Genomic DNA, 14,622 nt, shown 5'->3' on the forward strand with positions numbered 1-14,622 from the left:
ACTCGGCCTCGCGGACAGTTTCGTGGCACACAGGCCGCGAAACTGTCCGCCCAGCCGAGTCTCGGGTGGCCACCACGGGCGGACGGGAGGCGCGGTGCCGGCTGGCACCGCGCCTCCCGTCCGTCAATCGCGCGTCTACCGCCGGCGGGTCGCGTCCTCGACGGTGCCGACGAGCTCTTCGAGGATGTCCTCGAGGAAGAGCACACCGAGCGTTCGGCCCTCGGCGTCGAACGCCCGCGCCACGTGACGACCGGCGGCGCGCATGGTCGCGAGGGCGTCCTCGAGGTCCATCTCCGTGTACAGCGAGATGAGCTGCCGGATCCGCTTCGGCGGCACCGGGTCGTCGTACTCGTCCGGTCGGAGGTCGATGACGTCCTTCACGTGCACGTAGCCGGTGGGGGAGCCGTCCTCGGCCACGAGCACGTACCGCGAGAACCCGCGCTGGGCCACGGCCCGCTCGACGTCACCGGGGGTGGCGTCCTCGGGGAGGGTGACGAGCTCGGCCATCGGCACGGCGACGTCCTTGACCTTCTTCTCGGTGAACTCGAACGCCAGGGCGAGCTTGCCGTCGTCGGTGAGGGTTCCCTCGCGGCGGGACTGCTCGACGATGGTCTGGACCTCCTCGACGGTGAACGCGCTCACGGCTTCGTCCTTCGGCTCGACCCGGAAGAGCCGGAGCACGGCGTTCGCGACCTCGTTCAGGCCGACGACGACCCAGTGCAGGCCGTGGCCGATGTACCAGAGCGTCGGCACGAGGAGGAGCGCCGCACGGTCGGGCATCGAGAACGAGATGTTCTTCGGGACCATCTCGCCGAACACCACGTGCAGGAACGACACGAGCAGCAGCGTGAACACGAACGCCACGACGCCGATGACCTCGACGCTCCAGCCCGTGAGGTGCAGCGGGACCTCGAGCAGGTGGTGGATCGCCGGCTCGGAGACGTTGAGGATGAGCAGCGAGCACACCGTGATGCCGAGCTGGGTGGTGGCGAGCATGCGGGTGGCGTGCTCCATCGCCCAGAGCGTCATCTGTGCGGCGCGCGAGCCCTCTTCCGCGCGCGGCTCGATCTGGGAGCGGCGTGCGGAGATGACGGCGAACTCGGCCGCGACGAAGTAGGCGTTGCCCATCAGGAGGACGACGAGCCAGAAGATGCCCCACCAGTCGGAGCTCATCGGGTGCCGCCCTTCGCAGAGGCCTTCGAGGCCGTGGCCTTCGTGGCCGGGATGATGATGCCGGTCGCCGGGGTCTCCGGCGGTGTGGGCGTCCAGCGGATCCGGTCGATGCGGCGCCCGTCGAGGCGTTCGACGCGGAACACGCCGTCCTCGAGCGGTACCTCGTCACCGACGGCCGGGAGCCGCCCGAGGGTCGACATGATGAACCCGCCGACGGTCTCGTACGGGCCGTCCTCGGGGACCTTCACGCCGGCGCGGTCCTCGAGCTCGTCCGGGCGGAGGAGCCCCGGGAAGGTCAGCCAGTTGCGCGACCGGACGACGTCGATCCGTGCACGGTCGTGCTCGTCGGACACCTCGCCGACGATCTCCTCGATGAGGTCCTCGAGCGTCACGACCCCCGCGGTGCCGCCGTACTCGTCGACGACGATCACCATCTGGTAGCCGCGACCACGGACCTCGGCGAGCAGCGTGTCGCCGGGCATCGTCTCGGGGACGCGCTCGGCGTCGGTCATGAGGGCGCCGACGGGGACCTCGGGGCGCTTCTCGCGGGGCACGGCGACGGCCTGCTTCACGTGCACGATGCCGACGACGTCGTCCGCGTCCTCCTCGATGACGGGGAAGCGGCTGAACCCGGTCTTCCGGGCGAGCGCGATGACGTCGTCGGCGGACTCGGACACGCGGATCGTGGAGAGCCGGGGGCGCGGGGTCATCACGTCGCTGGCGCTCAGCTCGGAGAACGAGATCGTCCGTTCGAGCAGCGTCGCGGTGTCCTGCTCGAGGGAGCCCTCGGACGCGGACCGACGCAGCAGCGAGGTGAGCTCCTCGGCGCTGCGCGCACCGGACAGTTCCTCTTGCGGCTCGATGCCCATCGCCCGGAGCACGGCGTTGGCGGTGCCGTTCAGCACCGCGACGGCCGGCTTGAACACCGTGGTGAACGCGATCTGCAGCGGCACGACGAGCTTCGCGGTCTGCAGGGGGAGCGCGAGCGCGAAGTTCTTCGGCACGAGCTCACCGAGGATCATCGACAGCAGGGTCGCGATGACGAGCGCCATGATCGAGCCGACGGTCTCGACGATCGCCTCGGGCAGCCGCATCGCGAGGAACGGCGCTTCGAGCAGCTTCGCGATCGACGGCTCGAGCAGGTAGCCGGTCAGCAGGGTCGTCAGCGTGATGCCGAGCTGCGCGCTGGAGAGGTGCGTCGAGGTGACCTTCAACGCACCGATGACGGGTGCGAGGCCGGTCTCACCGCGGTCTCGTCGGGCCTCGACGTCGGCGCGGTCGAGGTTGACCAGCGCGAACTCGGACGCGACGAAGACACCGGTGCCGAGTGTCAGCAGGATGCCGCCGATCAGCATGACGATGTCGATCGGACTCATGATTCACCTCCCGCAGGGCGCGAGGCAGTGCAGCTCACCGAGTGAGCGGCGGATGAGTGAGGCGAAGAACTGTTCGGGGGATCGTCCACAGTGAGGCAATCGTACTGCCTGGCGTGCGGCCAAGCCGAGAGAACGTACAGAACGGCCTACGCCGTGACGCGCGCGCGGTGGTACTGCTGCGGCTCGTAGTCCACGGAGACGCCGAGCTCGACGGCGGCACGGAGCGGGAAGCCCGGGTCGCGCAGGAACTCGCGGCCCACCATGACGACGTCCGCCTGGCCGGTCGCCACGATCTGCTCGGCCTGGAACGCCTCCGAGATCATGCCGACCGCGATCGTGCCGATGCCGGCGTCGCGCTTGATCGCGTCGGCGAAGGGCACCTGGTAACCCGGGCCGACCGGGAGCGGGGCGCTCGCGACGTTGCCACCGGTCGAGACGTCCGCGAGGTCGGCACCGTGCTCGGCGGCCCAGCGCGCGACCTGCGTGGTCTCCTCGAGCGTCAGGCCGCCTTCGACCCAGTCGGTCGCCGAGAAGCGGACGACGACCGGGAAGCCCGCGCCGACCTCGGCACGGACGGCGTCCAGCACCTCGAGCAGGGCGCGGGCGCGGTTCTCGAGCGAGCCGCCGTACGAGTCGGTCCGGTGGTTGCTCAACGGCGACAGGAACTGGTGCAGCAGGTAGCCGTGCGCGGCGTGGATCTCGACGAGGTCGAAGCCGGCCTCGACCGAGCGTCGAGCGGCAGCGGCGAACGCCAGGGCCACCACGCGGATGTCCTCGGGGGCGAGCTCGCGCGGCTCGGCGTACCCGTCGAAGGCGACCGCGGACGGTGCCACGGTGTTCCAGCCGCCCTGGTCCGCCGGGACGGAGCCGTGCGTCGACTCCCACGGGCGGAACGTCGACGCCTTGCGGCCGGCGTGCGCGAGCTGGACGCCCGCGGCGGCGCCCTGCGAGTGGATGAAGTCGACGATCGGGCGGAACGCGTCGCGCTGCTCGTCGTTCCACAGCCCGAGGTCCTGCGGGCTGATCCGCCCCTCCGGCACGACGCCCGTGGCCTCGACCACGACCGCGCCGGCACCGCCCTTGGCGAAGCCGCCGAGGTGCACGAGGTGCCACGGCGTCGGCACGCCGTCCTGCGCCTCGACCGAGTACTGGCACATCGGGGAGACCCAGATGCGGTTGCGGACGGTCAGGTCGCGCATGGTGATCGGTTCGAACAGGGCGTGCGTCACGCGGGCTCCTTCTCGGCGGTCGCCCCGGTCGCGAGTTCCTGCAGGAAAGCGCGGAGTCCGGCGGGCGACGTGTAGTGGTGGCCGACCGCCCCGATCGCTTCCGCGCCGGCGGCGTTCTCGGCCCTGTTGTCGACGAACACCATCTGCGCGGCGTCGATTCCCAGGCGCGCGCACGTGTCCAGGTAGATCGAGGCGTCCGGCTTCAGGACGTGCTCCTCGGCGCTCACCACGACGGTCTCGAACAGGGAGCCCATCGGGGACCGGCGGTACGGGTCACCGAAGTCGAACCCGGCGTTCGACAGCAGGGCGACCCGGGTGCCGGCGTCGTGCAGCTCCTCGACGATCGCGAGGGTCTCCGGCTCGACCTCGAACCAGCCGGTGAAGTCGATCGCCCAGAACCGGTGGATGTCGGTGGTGCGCCACGTCCGGCCGGTGCGCTCGGCGATCGCGCGCCAGTAGTCCACGACGGAGAGGTCGCCGCGGTCCAGGTCGTGCCGGAGCTCCTGGTAGACGGGGAAGAGCTCGTCCGCCGGCACTCCGGTCGCCGCGACGAGGGCGTCCCGCGAGGCGTGCGGCGTCCGGCTGATCACCTCGCCGTAGTCGAAGACCACCACACGACCGGGCAGGAACAGGCTCATGCGCTCCACCGTAACGTGGCGTCTCGTGAACGACTTCGTCCCCTTCGCCCCGACCGACGCCGCCGCCTGGACCACCGCCCCGCACGGCGACTCCACCAAGTACCGGCGGGGTGTCCTCGGCGTCGCGACCGGCTCCGACCAGTACCCGGGTGCCGCCGTGCTGGGCGTCGACGCCGCCGTGCACACCGGCGTCGGGATGGTCCGGTACGTGGGACCGTCCCGCGCGTCGGACCACGTGCTCGCGCGGCGTCCCGAGGTCGTCGCGGGGGTCGGACGGGTGCAGGCGTGGCTCGTCGGCTCCGGGATCTCGGCGGGCTCGCTCGACGACCTGGACGACGTGACGGCGGACGGGTTCCGGCACGCTTCGGACGACGGGGTCCCCGTGGTCGTCGACGCCGGGGCGATCCCGCTCGTCGAGCTCGGGCCCCTCGCGGTGCTGACGCCGCACGCGGGGGAGCTCGCCGTCGTCCTGCACGAGTCGCGGGAGTCGATCGAGCAGGACCCGGCCGCGGCCGCGCTCCGGGCCGCCGCGCAGACCGGGAGCGTCGTGCTCCTGAAGGGGTCCGCCACGCACGTCGCGACACCCGACGGGTCGGTGCGGCTCGTGGCCTCGTCGGCGACGCCGTGGCTCGCGGCCGCCGGTGCCGGCGACGTCCTCGGCGGGGTGCTCGGGGCGCTCGTGGCGGCTCGGCAGGGTGCGGCGGAGGCGTCCGGGTCGTCGCTGTCGCCGTCCGACCTGGCGCACCTGGCCGCTTCGGCTGCGGTGGTGCACGGGATCGCGGCGCGACGGGCGTCCGGGGGTGGGCCGTTCACGATGGCGGCGCTGGTCGAGCAGCTGCCGGGCGTGGTGCGCGACCTCGTCGTCGAGGGCGACGCGCGGGGGTAGCCGCGAGCGGCGACGGACGGGAGGCGCGGTGCGGGCCGGCACCGCGCCTCCTGGCCGTCAGGTGGTCACGTCCGGGGCGTGACGCGCGTCGTGCGCGTCAGCTCGCGGGGGTCGCGTGCACGAGGAACTCGATCGCACCCGCGTCGTCGACCTGCACGAAGCCGAGGCTCGGGGCCTGCACGCCGAAGTCCGAGAAGGTGATCGGGATCGAGCCGGAGACGTCGACGCCGTCGCCGTTCAGCCCGACCTCGAGCGTCGCGGCGACCGACTTCGTGACGCCGTGCAGGGTGAGGTCCCCGGTGGCCTCGACCTTCGTCGTGCCCGAGCCGGACGGGACCGCGTCCGCGATCGGCTCGGTGAGCGTGAAGGTCGCGGTGGGGAACGCCGACGTGTCGAGCGCCGAGTCGCGGAAGTACGAGTCGCGCTGGGCCGAGTCCGTGGCGATGTCGGCGACCTGCACGGTGATGGTCGCCTTCGTGATGGCGGTGCCGTCGACGGTCGCGCTGCCGGTGACGCTGTCGGTGCGCCCGGTGACGGTGACGTCCGAGCCGTTCAGGACCTCGTGGACGCGGTACCCGGCCTCGGAGTCCCCGCCGACCGTCCACGCGCCGGACAGGTCCGCGGCGTCGAGCGTCGACGGGGCGCGGCTCGCGGCGACGCTCGGGGCGGCGGAGGCCTTGGCGTTCTCGCTGCTCGTGTAGAGGTTCGTGCCGACGATCGCGGCGACGACGCCGATGACGACGACCGCGGCGACGACCGCGATCCAGATGACGGCTCTGCGGCGCGTGCGCGGGGTGTCGGAGGTCACGAGGGGAACGGTGACACGTCATGCTCGGGGGAACCTGTGACGGGCGTGCCGCTACGCTCGTCCGGTGCAGAGGACGGTGTGGCGTTCGCGGTGGCGTTCGCGGTGGCCCGAGGTCGCGGCGTTCGTCGTGGCGTTCGCCGCCGTGCACGCGGTCCTCTGGTGGCTGACCTCCGTGTCGGCGAACCTGCCGCTCGGCGACGTCACGATCACCTACCGGCGGTGGATCGAGACCGGGCACGCGTCCGGGTTCTGGGTCGGGATCGACGAGGACTGGGTGTACCCGATCCTCGCGATCGTCCCGATGGCCGCTGCCGCCGTCGGGGGCGTGACGTCGATCGGCACCGGGTGGCTCGTGCTCATGGTCGTGCTCGACGCCGTCGCGTGCGCGTTCCTGTGGCGCTTCCGTGGGCTCGGCGTGCGCGTCGTGTGGTGGTGGCTCGCCTTCCTGCTCGCCCTCGGGCCGATCGGCCTCGGACGCATCGACACCGTCGCGACCGTCCTCGCCCTGGTCGGGGTGGCCTTCGTCGCGTCGCGGCCGGCCGTCGCCTCGGCGCTGTTCACCGCCGGCGCGTGGACGAAGGTGTGGCCCGCGGCGCTCGTGGGCGTGCTCCTGCTGCTCCGCCGTGGACACCGCCGCGGGGTGCTCGTCGGCGCGCTCGTGCTCACGGCGCTCATCGTCCTCGTCGACGTCCTGTACGGCGGAGCGGCCCACCTGTTCTCGTTCGTGGGTCAGCAGAGCGGCCGTGCGCTGCAGATCGAGGCGCCCCTCGCGACCCCCTTCATGTGGGCGGCGGCGCTCGGCGTCCCCGGTGTCGCGGTCTACTACGACCAGCAGATCCTGACGTTCGAGGTGTCCGGCGCCGGGACGCACGCGGCAGCCGCGGTGTCGACGCCGCTCATGGCCGTGGTCGTCGTCGGCGGGGTGCTGCTCGCGCTCTGGGCCGTGCACCGCGGCGCGCACCGGGCCGAGGCCGCGCCGCTGCTGGCACTGCTCCTGGTCGCCGCGCTGGTCGCCGCGAACAAGGTCGGGTCGCCGCAGTACATCGGGTGGTTCGCCGTGCCGATCGTGTGGGGGCTCGTCGCCGGTCGTCCGAGCGCCCGGCGCTTCCTGCCCGTCGCCGTCGCCGCGATCCCGATGGCGCTGCTGACGCAGGTGATCTACCCCGGGTTCTACGACCAGGTGCTCACCGTACAGCCCTGGGTGCTCGTGGTCCTCACGCTCCGGAACGCGCTCGAGGTCGGGGTGCTGGTCTGGAGCGTCGTCGCGATCGTCCGGCTCGGCGTGCGGGCCCGTGCCACCGCTGTGCCGGTCGTCCCGGCAGGGGGCAGGATGGACGCATGATCGTCGCGTTCTCCGTCGCCCCGTCCGGTGGTCCCTCCGCGAGCTCGGACGGGTCCGTGCACGACGCCGTCGCGGCTGCCGTGCGGATCGTCCGCGAGAGCGGGTTGCCGAACCGCACCTCGTCGATGTTCACCGAGGTCGAGGGGGAGTGGGACGAGGTCATGGACGTGGTCAAGCGCGCCACCGAGGCCGTCGGGGCGTACGGCACGCGGGTGTCCCTCGTGCTCAAGGCCGACATCCGCCCGGGGCACACCGGCGAGATCGACGGCAAGCTCGAGCGGCTCGAGGCTGCGCTCGACGACTGAGCGACACGCCGAGCGCCTCCCACGGATGTCGGTGGTCGGGTGTGTCCTGTCGGTGTCGGACGGAACGCGTCCGCACGACGACGAGGAGCACGTGATGATGCACGACGGCTGGTGCCCCGACTGCGACCTGCGGACGGTCGTCATCGACTCGGACGAACACAGCGACACCGCCTGGGCGAGCTGCACCGAGTGCGGCGCCGGGTGGGTCCACCGTGACGAACTCCCGGGGCTCGTCGTCGCGGCCCGCGCGGAGCCGGAGCGTCGCGCCGCCTGACGCGGGTCGAATCGATTCGGCCGCGCGACTTCCGTTCGGCCTTTGGAGCGGTCTACACTGCTGAGACCGGTCGCCTTCGGTGGCCGGTCGTCCACGTTCGCCGCTGAACCAGGACCACCCTCCGCCCGTTCCCGGTCGCACCGTCAGCGACGTCGACGGCACGGAGGCACGGTGCGGCGACCACGCGCACCGACGGTCCCAGCCGACTCACGCGAGTCGACGTCCGGAACCCGTCCCGCTCCTCCCGTCCCGAAACAGGCACCATGTCCCAGCTCACGCCTGCGCGTCGCGCACTCGCGCTCATCGCCCTCGCCCTCGGCGGGTTCGCCATCGGTTCGACCGAGTTCGTCGCGATGGGGCTCCTGCCGAACATCGCCGAGGCGCTCCTGCCGCGCCAGTACGGCCTCGACCCGGACGCCGGGATCGCGCACGCCGGCTGGCTCGTGAGCGCGTACGCCCTCGGTGTCGTCGTCGGTGCCCCCACGATCGCGGCGATGTCGGCGAAGTTCCCGCGCAAGGGCCTGATCCTCGTGCTGCTCGTCGGGTTCGTCCTGGCGACGGTCGCGAGCGCGATCCTGCCGTCCTTCGGCCTCGTGCTCGTGGCGCGGTTCGTCGCGGGACTCCCGCACGGTGCGTACTTCGGCATCGCGTCGATCGTGGCGGGTGACATCATGGGGCCGGGCAAGCGCGGCAAGGGCATCGCGATGGTGCTGCTCGGCCTGTCCGTCGCGAACGTCGTGGGCGTCCCGGCGATCACCTGGGTCGGGCAGGTCGCCAGCTGGCGCATCGCGTACGGCGTCGTCGCCGTCCTGTTCGCCCTGACGTTCCTCGCGGTGTGGGCCTTCGTGCCACGCAGCGCCCGTGACGAGCACGCGACGATCGGCCGCGAGCTCAGGGCGTTCCGCGTGCCGCAGGTCTGGATGGTCATGGGCCTCGGAGCCGTCGGCTTCGGCGGCTTCTTCGCGGTCTACTCGTACATCTCGCCGCTCGTGCAGAACGTCACCGGGCTGTCGGAGTCGTTCGTGCCGCTCGTCCTCGTGGTCGTCGGCATCGGCATGGTCATCGGCGGTGTGCTCGGCGGGCACCTGGCCGACCACAGCGTCAAGCGCACGATCTACGTCGGCATGTTCGCGCTGATCGGCGCCCTGCTCGTCACCGTCCTCACCGCGCAGTGGGTGTGGGGGGTCTTCCTCGGGGCGTTCCTGCTCGGTGCGACCTCGTCCGCGATCCCGCCGGCCGTGCAGTCCCGCCTGATGGACGTCGCCGGAGACGCACGGACCATCGCGGCGGCGCTCAACCACTCGGCGTTCAACATCGGCAACTCGATCGGTGCGGCCCTGGGCGGCGCGGTCATCGCGGCCGGGTTCGGCTTCAAGGCACCGGGGTGGCTCGGCATCGTGCTGGCGCTGCTCGGTGTCCTCATGACGATGGTGAGCTACGGCGCCGAGCGCCGCAGCACCCGCCGTGCGTCGCTCCGGTCGTCGTCGCCGACCACCGGCCCGATCACCGCGCCCGTCCCGCTGGGCTGACGCGGGTCCCACCGGCCAGGAGGCGCGGGGCGGCCCCGCACCGCGCCTCCAGTCCGTCGACGGTGCGGCAGACCGCCGATCGTGAGCAGAAGAGGTCGGGTCCTGTGACGGGACCCGACCTCTTCTGCTCACGAAGCCTGCGGCGCGGCGCGCGCGGAACGCGCGGGGCGCGCGCTACAGGCCCAGCGGGCTGCCGTCCTGGACGATGATGCCGTCGGTGATCGCGCGCTTCCGCAGCGCCACCTTCGTGCCGACGTCGAAGCCCGCGACGCGGTACTTCTCGCGGATGCGCTTGAGGTAGCTCTTCGCGGTCTCCTCGGAGATGCCGAGCTGGTACGCGACGCTCTTCACCGGCTCGCCGCCGCCGTACAGCGCCATGACGCGACGCTCCTGGGCGCTGAGCTTCGGCACGCCACCGACGTCACCGCTGTTGATCGCCAGGTCGAGCTCGGCGGAGACGTACTGCTCGCCGCGCTGGGCGGAGCGGATGGCCTCGACGATCATCTCGGCGTCCTCGCTCTTCACGAGGTAGCCGAGGGCGCCGGAGGCGAGGGCCTCGCGGACGACGTTCGGCTCCGAGTAGGTGCTCATCACGACGGTCTTCACACCGGCGGTCTTGAGCGTCGAGATCTTCAACGAGACCGGGATCGAGTCCTTGAGGTCGAGGTCGAGCAGCACGACGTCGACCGGGAACGCCGGGCTCGTGAGGAGCTCGGGCCAGGTGGTGACGGCGGCGACGAGCGTGATGTCGTCGGCTGCGTTCCGGATCCACTCGGTGAGCGCGCCGAGGAGCATCCTGTGGTCGTCGACGAGTGCGAGTCGGATCGGTTCCTCTGGAGTCGCCATGGTGGCGTCCTTTCTCGGGGGCGGTCGTGGGCCGATCCTAGGGGGACGGACCACGGGGCACGGGCAGGCTGGTCAGGGTGTCCGGCAGTCGGGCCAGCCGGTTCCGTGCGACGACTACATCGACGGATGTCGGTCGACGACGCAGTGCGCGACGACGTGCAGGACGCCGTCGCGGACGGAGTCCTGGTACGGGCCGATCCGCTGCAGGGCGCTCCATGCGGTCGGGCCGAGTCGACGCCGGGGGACACCGCGCGACTCGAAGACGACCGGGACGTCCATCGTCTCGTCGGTGACGGGGTGCCCGTCCGAGCCGACGGGGCCGAGCGTCACGGAGACGACGGGCGATCCTGCCTGGGTCTGCTTGCCGTCACCGACCATCTGCCAGAGCGTCTGCAGCAGGCCGTCGCGCTGCGCGGGGGAGAGGTGGCCCGCGAGCGACTGCGGATCCGCGACGCTGACCGAGCGGCCGAGGTTGTCGGACTCCGTGATCGCGTGGTACAGCCAGGTCTCGCGGCGGCCCTCGATGAGGTGCAGGCGCAGCTCGGTGGCGAGCGACGCGGCGACCGAGGCGGACGCGTCCGAGAGCGGGAGCGGGTCGCTGCCGTTGGCGACGGCGTCGAGGAGCTTCTCGGCGGCGAGGTCGAGCCGGGCGAGTTCGTCGGAGGCGAGCATGCCCACGGCGAACTGCGGTGCCTGCACGTTGCTCTGCACGAGGACCCGGTCGAGTTCACGCTGCACGAGCTGGCGGAACCGGTGCACCACGAAGAGCGCGATCGACGGCGGGACGGTGACGAGCGCCACGGTGGAGACGATCGCGGGCAGGGTGTCGCTCGTGATCGGCGTCGAGGCGACCGCCATCCCGACGAACGCGAGGCCGAGGACGGCGATGGCGGCGGCGACCTCGCGGGCCGGGCGCAGGGTCGCGACGGGCAGGAGCGCGAAGCCGGCGGCGACGGACGCGGACGCCGAGTGGGCGATGTCGTGCTCGGGCCAGATGCCGATGAAGTCGAGCGTCACGACGCAGCCGAGGACGACGCAGATCAACGCGAAGGCGAGCCCGGTCAGTCGTTCGCCGTACGTGAGCAGGCTGAGCCCGACCCCGACGGCGGCGACGAGGTAGAGCGCCCAGGCCGCCGCGGGCAGCCACGGGTCGGTGAACTCCGTCCATCGGATGAGGAAGAAGACGATCCCCGCGACGGCTTCGATGCCGGTGAGGACCGCGGCGCCGAGTCCGAGGTAGCCGGCGCCGAGCGAGGCGCCGGGCTTGGCGGCCTGCCGCAGCGAGCGCGCGCCGGTCGAGGTGGAGGGGAGGCCGCGCGCCTGCCGACGTTCGCTGCCCCGGTACCGCTCCCGCGCCTCCCGTCGGGTCCGCGGAGCGGGCTGCACGGTCTCGCCGGGCAGGCCGCGGCTGATGGTGTCCTCGGGGACGCGGCTCATCTGGGTGCCTCCAGGACGACGGTCGTGCCGGATCCCGGCGCGGAGAAGAGCTTCGCGTCGCCGCCGACCTCGCGGAGGCGGTTCACCACGCTCTCCTTGAAGCCGAGCCGTTCGGCACTGACGTGGGTGAGGTCGAAGCCGACGCCGGAGTCGGTGACCATCGCGCGGACCATCTCGTTGTCGTGCACGATCGTGACGTGCGCCTCGCCGACGCCGGCGTGCCGGCGGACGTTCTCGAGGCACTCGCCGAGCGCGAGCAGGAAGGCGTCGAGCACGTTCGACGGCAGCAGGACCTGCCCGGTGCCGTGCCAGCTCACCTCGAGGCCCATGCGGCCGAAGCGCTGCTTGACCGACTCGAGGGTCTGGCCGAGCGGGGACTCTTCCTCGCGGGTGAGCGAGTAGTCGCCGGACTGCTGCGGCTGCGGCGTCGCACCGAGGCGGAGGTGGCGGAGGAGTCGGGCATCCTCGGCGGCCTGCTCACGCATCGCCTGCTCGGAGACGCCCACGCCGGAGTGCGCGAGGAGGGTCAGCGTGGCGAGCACGGTGTCGTGCAGGAGCCGGGCACCCTGTCGTCGCTGCGCCTCGGTCTCGCTCGCCTGGCGTTCGGCGCGGTGCGCGGTGCCGATGCTGTAGATCCGGCGGGCGACGCGCGGGATGCTCCGGGAGATCCAGATCGTCACGACGGCGATGAGCACCCACCCGAGCAGCGCGCCGGTGACCGGGGCGGCGAGGACGCTGCCGCTCGCCCAGACGATCGCGACGACGACGGCCGCCCCGGCGACGATGGTCAGCCCGAGTCCCACGGGCTTCCCGCGCTGGGACATGAGCGGTGCGGAGATGCTGCCGGCGGCGAGGGGCACCACCGCGGAGGCGATGATCGGACGCGCTGTCTCGTCGACGCCGAGCAGCAGGAGTGCGAGCGCGCCGAGGCCCGAGGCGAGGATGAGCGCCGTCCACCACACCGAGCCGTTCCACCCGAAGACCAGGAAGCCGGCGATCATGATCGCGATGCAGGCGAGCCCGCCGAGCAGCGGGACGACCGGGACCGCGAGGGCGCAGATCACCGCGACGACCGACACCAGGGCGCAGACGATGCCGACGACACGGGTCGTCGACCGGAGCAAGCGGTCGCGTTCCTGTGCGATGAAGTCCATCGGTGTCCTGGTCGTGGCGGTGTGGCTGAGGGAAAACCGAGCCTGGTTCAGGCTGGGCACCACGCCATCATTCCACGCGCGACACCCGTTGGGGGGTGTTCGGCGCGCCAGCCCGTGTCGGATGGTGCCGCGATCGTCATTGCAAGCGTTGTGCGTCCAAGAGCCGCCGGAGGTGCGCCCCCACGGCCTCGTGCTCGATCAGGAACCCGTCGTGCCCGAACTCGCTCTCGATCACGGCCGCACGGTCACCGTCGAGGGTGTCCGGCACGCCGGCCGCGATGCGGTGCTGGTCCTCGATCGGGAACAACCGGTCGCTCGACACCCCGACCACGAGCGTGCGGGCCGTCACCTGCGCCAGCGCCGCCGCGATCCCGCCCCGACCGGCTCCGACGTCGTGCGAGTCCATCGCGTGGGTGAGCGTCACGTAGGAGCTCGCGTCGAACCGACGGGTGAACTTGTTGCCGTGGAAGTCGAGGTAGCTCTCGACGGAGAAGCGGCCGTCGTCGCCGAGCGGTGAGACGTCGCTCTGCCACGAGCGGGCGAACCGGCCGTTCAGCTCGTCGGACGCCCGGTAGGTCATCAACGCCATCCGCCGAGCCAGCGCCAGCCCGCGGTGGGGGCCCTCGCCGGCGTCGGCCTCGTAGTAGTCGCCGCCCGCGAACGCCGGGTCCATCTGGATCGCAGCGCGCTGCAGCGAGTTCGCGGCGATCTGGTCGGCGGTGGTCTGCGCCGTGCTCGCCAGCACCGCGAGCCGGGACACCCGTGCAGGGTGGGTGACGGCGAACTCGAGCGCGTGCATGCCGCCCATCGACCCGCCGACGACGGCCGCGAAGACGTCGATGCCGAGCCGGTCGGCCAACTGCGCCTGCACCGCCACCTGGTCGCGCACGGTGACGAACGGGAAGCGGGATCCCCACTCGAGGCCGTCCGGCGACACCGACGACGGCCCGGTCGTGCCCTGGCAGCCGCCGAGCATGTTCGGCGCGACGACGAACCACCGGTCGGTGTCGATCGCCCGGCCGGGGCCGACGACGTCGCCCCACCAGCCGGCGGTGCGGTGTCCGGGCCCGGGTGCCCCGGCGACGTGCGAGTCGCCGGTCAGCGCGTGGAACACCAGGACAGCGTTGTCGCGGTCGGCGTTGAGCGTGCCCCAGGTCTCGTACGCCACGCGCACGGCGGGGATGCGTCCACCCCGCACCCACTGCTCACCGAGGGACGCGAAGTGCCGGGAGCCGGGGTGGTCGCCCGGGCGCCAGGCGCCGGTCACCGGGGGCTTGCCGAGCGTGCCGAGTTCGGTTCCGGGCACGAGGGTGGACGGCACGGAGTCCTCGGGGGTCGTCTGCCAGTCCATCGGGTCCAGTCTGCCGGGAGGCGCGGCGCGGGCCGCCAGTGTTACGTCACGTCCGGCGCGTCGCGGGTCCACTGCGGCGGGTCGCGGGCGCTCGCGGCTGCGTGCGTGCGGGTGCGGCTGCGTGCGCGCGCATGTTCCGACATCGCACTCGTCGTTCGACGCGTGGATCGTCGCACCATGCACACGCACCGGATGTGTGCGCAACCAACGACGTCCCACGAGTCGATCGACTCGTGGGACGTCGCATGGTGCACACGCATCGAGCGCGAGGGCC

Annotated in this window: 14 protein-coding genes; 5 read left to right on the top strand and 9 right to left on the bottom strand. The window is 72.1% G+C overall.

From position 1 onward, the window contains the following. Positions 1–135: 135 nt before the first annotated feature. From HWD93_RS17130 to HWD93_RS17145, 4 genes are all read right to left on the bottom strand, one after another. Complete coding sequence (locus HWD93_RS17130) at positions 136–1,173, bottom strand: hemolysin family protein (RefSeq protein ID WP_070416367.1); 1,038 nt, start codon at positions 1,171–1,173, stop codon at positions 136–138. Next, a complete protein-coding gene (locus HWD93_RS17135) occupies positions 1,170–2,549 on the bottom strand; it encodes a hemolysin family protein (RefSeq protein WP_261647465.1) in 1,380 nt (459 codons plus the stop codon). Before HWD93_RS17135 ends, HWD93_RS17130 begins: the two co-directional genes overlap by 4 nt. A 146-nt stretch (positions 2,550–2,695) precedes the next feature. Next, the gene (locus HWD93_RS17140; RefSeq protein ID WP_261647466.1) at positions 2,696–3,778 is read right to left on the bottom strand and encodes an NADH:flavin oxidoreductase/NADH oxidase; all 1,083 of its coding nucleotides are present in this window, start codon (positions 3,776–3,778) and stop codon (positions 2,696–2,698) included. Continuing rightward, positions 3,775–4,416, bottom strand: coding sequence for an HAD family phosphatase (locus HWD93_RS17145; protein ID WP_261647467.1), 642 nt, complete (start codon positions 4,414–4,416; stop codon positions 3,775–3,777). Before HWD93_RS17145 ends, HWD93_RS17140 begins: the two co-directional genes overlap by 4 nt. On the opposite strand from HWD93_RS17145, the gene HWD93_RS17150 reads away from it, so the two are divergent. Continuing rightward, positions 4,415–5,302, top strand: coding sequence for an ADP/ATP-dependent (S)-NAD(P)H-hydrate dehydratase (locus HWD93_RS17150; protein WP_261647468.1), 888 nt, complete (start codon positions 4,415–4,417; stop codon positions 5,300–5,302). The two genes, HWD93_RS17145 and HWD93_RS17150, sit on opposite strands and share 2 nt — an antisense overlap. A 97-nt stretch (positions 5,303–5,399) precedes the next feature. Here the strand turns inward: HWD93_RS17150 and HWD93_RS17155 are convergent, their stop codons facing one another. Further along, positions 5,400–6,110, bottom strand: a complete 711-nt coding sequence (locus HWD93_RS17155) for a YceI family protein (RefSeq protein WP_261647469.1) — start codon at positions 6,108–6,110, stop codon at positions 5,400–5,402. 64 nt (positions 6,111–6,174) lie between these two features. Between HWD93_RS17155 and HWD93_RS17160 the strand changes: the two genes are divergently transcribed. The 4 genes from HWD93_RS17160 (at position 6,175) to HWD93_RS17175 (ending at position 9,560) form a co-directional block, all read left to right on the top strand. Continuing rightward, positions 6,175–7,452 carry a hypothetical protein gene (locus tag HWD93_RS17160; RefSeq protein ID WP_261647470.1) on the top strand — a complete coding sequence of 426 codons (1,278 nt, stop codon included), beginning with the start codon at positions 6,175–6,177 and terminating at the stop codon, positions 7,450–7,452. Then, complete coding sequence (locus tag HWD93_RS17165; RefSeq protein ID WP_070416362.1) at positions 7,449–7,757, top strand: thiamine-binding protein; 309 nt, start codon at positions 7,449–7,451, stop codon at positions 7,755–7,757. Before HWD93_RS17160 ends, HWD93_RS17165 begins: the two co-directional genes overlap by 4 nt. A gap of 94 nt (positions 7,758–7,851) precedes the next feature. Continuing rightward, a complete protein-coding gene (locus tag HWD93_RS17170) occupies positions 7,852–8,031 on the top strand; it encodes a hypothetical protein (protein WP_261647471.1) in 180 nt (59 codons plus the stop codon). Between the two features lie 263 nt (positions 8,032–8,294). Further along, positions 8,295–9,560 carry an MFS transporter gene (locus HWD93_RS17175; RefSeq protein ID WP_071296180.1) on the top strand — a complete coding sequence of 422 codons (1,266 nt, stop codon included), beginning with the start codon at positions 8,295–8,297 and terminating at the stop codon, positions 9,558–9,560. 174 nt (positions 9,561–9,734) lie between these two features. Here the strand turns inward: HWD93_RS17175 and HWD93_RS17180 are convergent, their stop codons facing one another. The 4 genes from HWD93_RS17180 to HWD93_RS17195 all read right to left on the bottom strand — a co-directional run bounded on the left by HWD93_RS17180 (position 9,735) and on the right by HWD93_RS17195 (position 14,348). Then, positions 9,735–10,406: a response regulator transcription factor gene (locus HWD93_RS17180; protein WP_070416359.1), complete on the bottom strand. Its 672-nt coding sequence runs from the start codon at positions 10,404–10,406 to the stop codon at positions 9,735–9,737. Positions 10,407–10,520: 114 nt separating this feature from the next. Then, positions 10,521–11,843, bottom strand: a complete 1,323-nt coding sequence (locus HWD93_RS17185) for a hypothetical protein (RefSeq protein WP_083294960.1) — start codon at positions 11,841–11,843, stop codon at positions 10,521–10,523. Continuing rightward, entirely contained in the window at positions 11,840–12,997 is a 1,158-nt protein-coding gene (locus HWD93_RS17190) for a sensor histidine kinase (RefSeq protein ID WP_071296181.1), read from the bottom strand. Before HWD93_RS17190 ends, HWD93_RS17185 begins: the two co-directional genes overlap by 4 nt. A gap of 136 nt (positions 12,998–13,133) precedes the next feature. Next, positions 13,134–14,348, bottom strand: a complete 1,215-nt coding sequence (locus HWD93_RS17195; protein ID WP_071302568.1) for a homoserine O-acetyltransferase — start codon at positions 14,346–14,348, stop codon at positions 13,134–13,136. Positions 14,349–14,622 lie beyond the last annotated feature (274 nt).

The sequence above is a fragment of the Curtobacterium sp. C2H10 genome, from assembly GCF_025407985.1.
In the GTDB taxonomy this organism is placed as follows: Bacteria; Actinomycetota; Actinomycetes; order Actinomycetales; family Microbacteriaceae; genus Curtobacterium.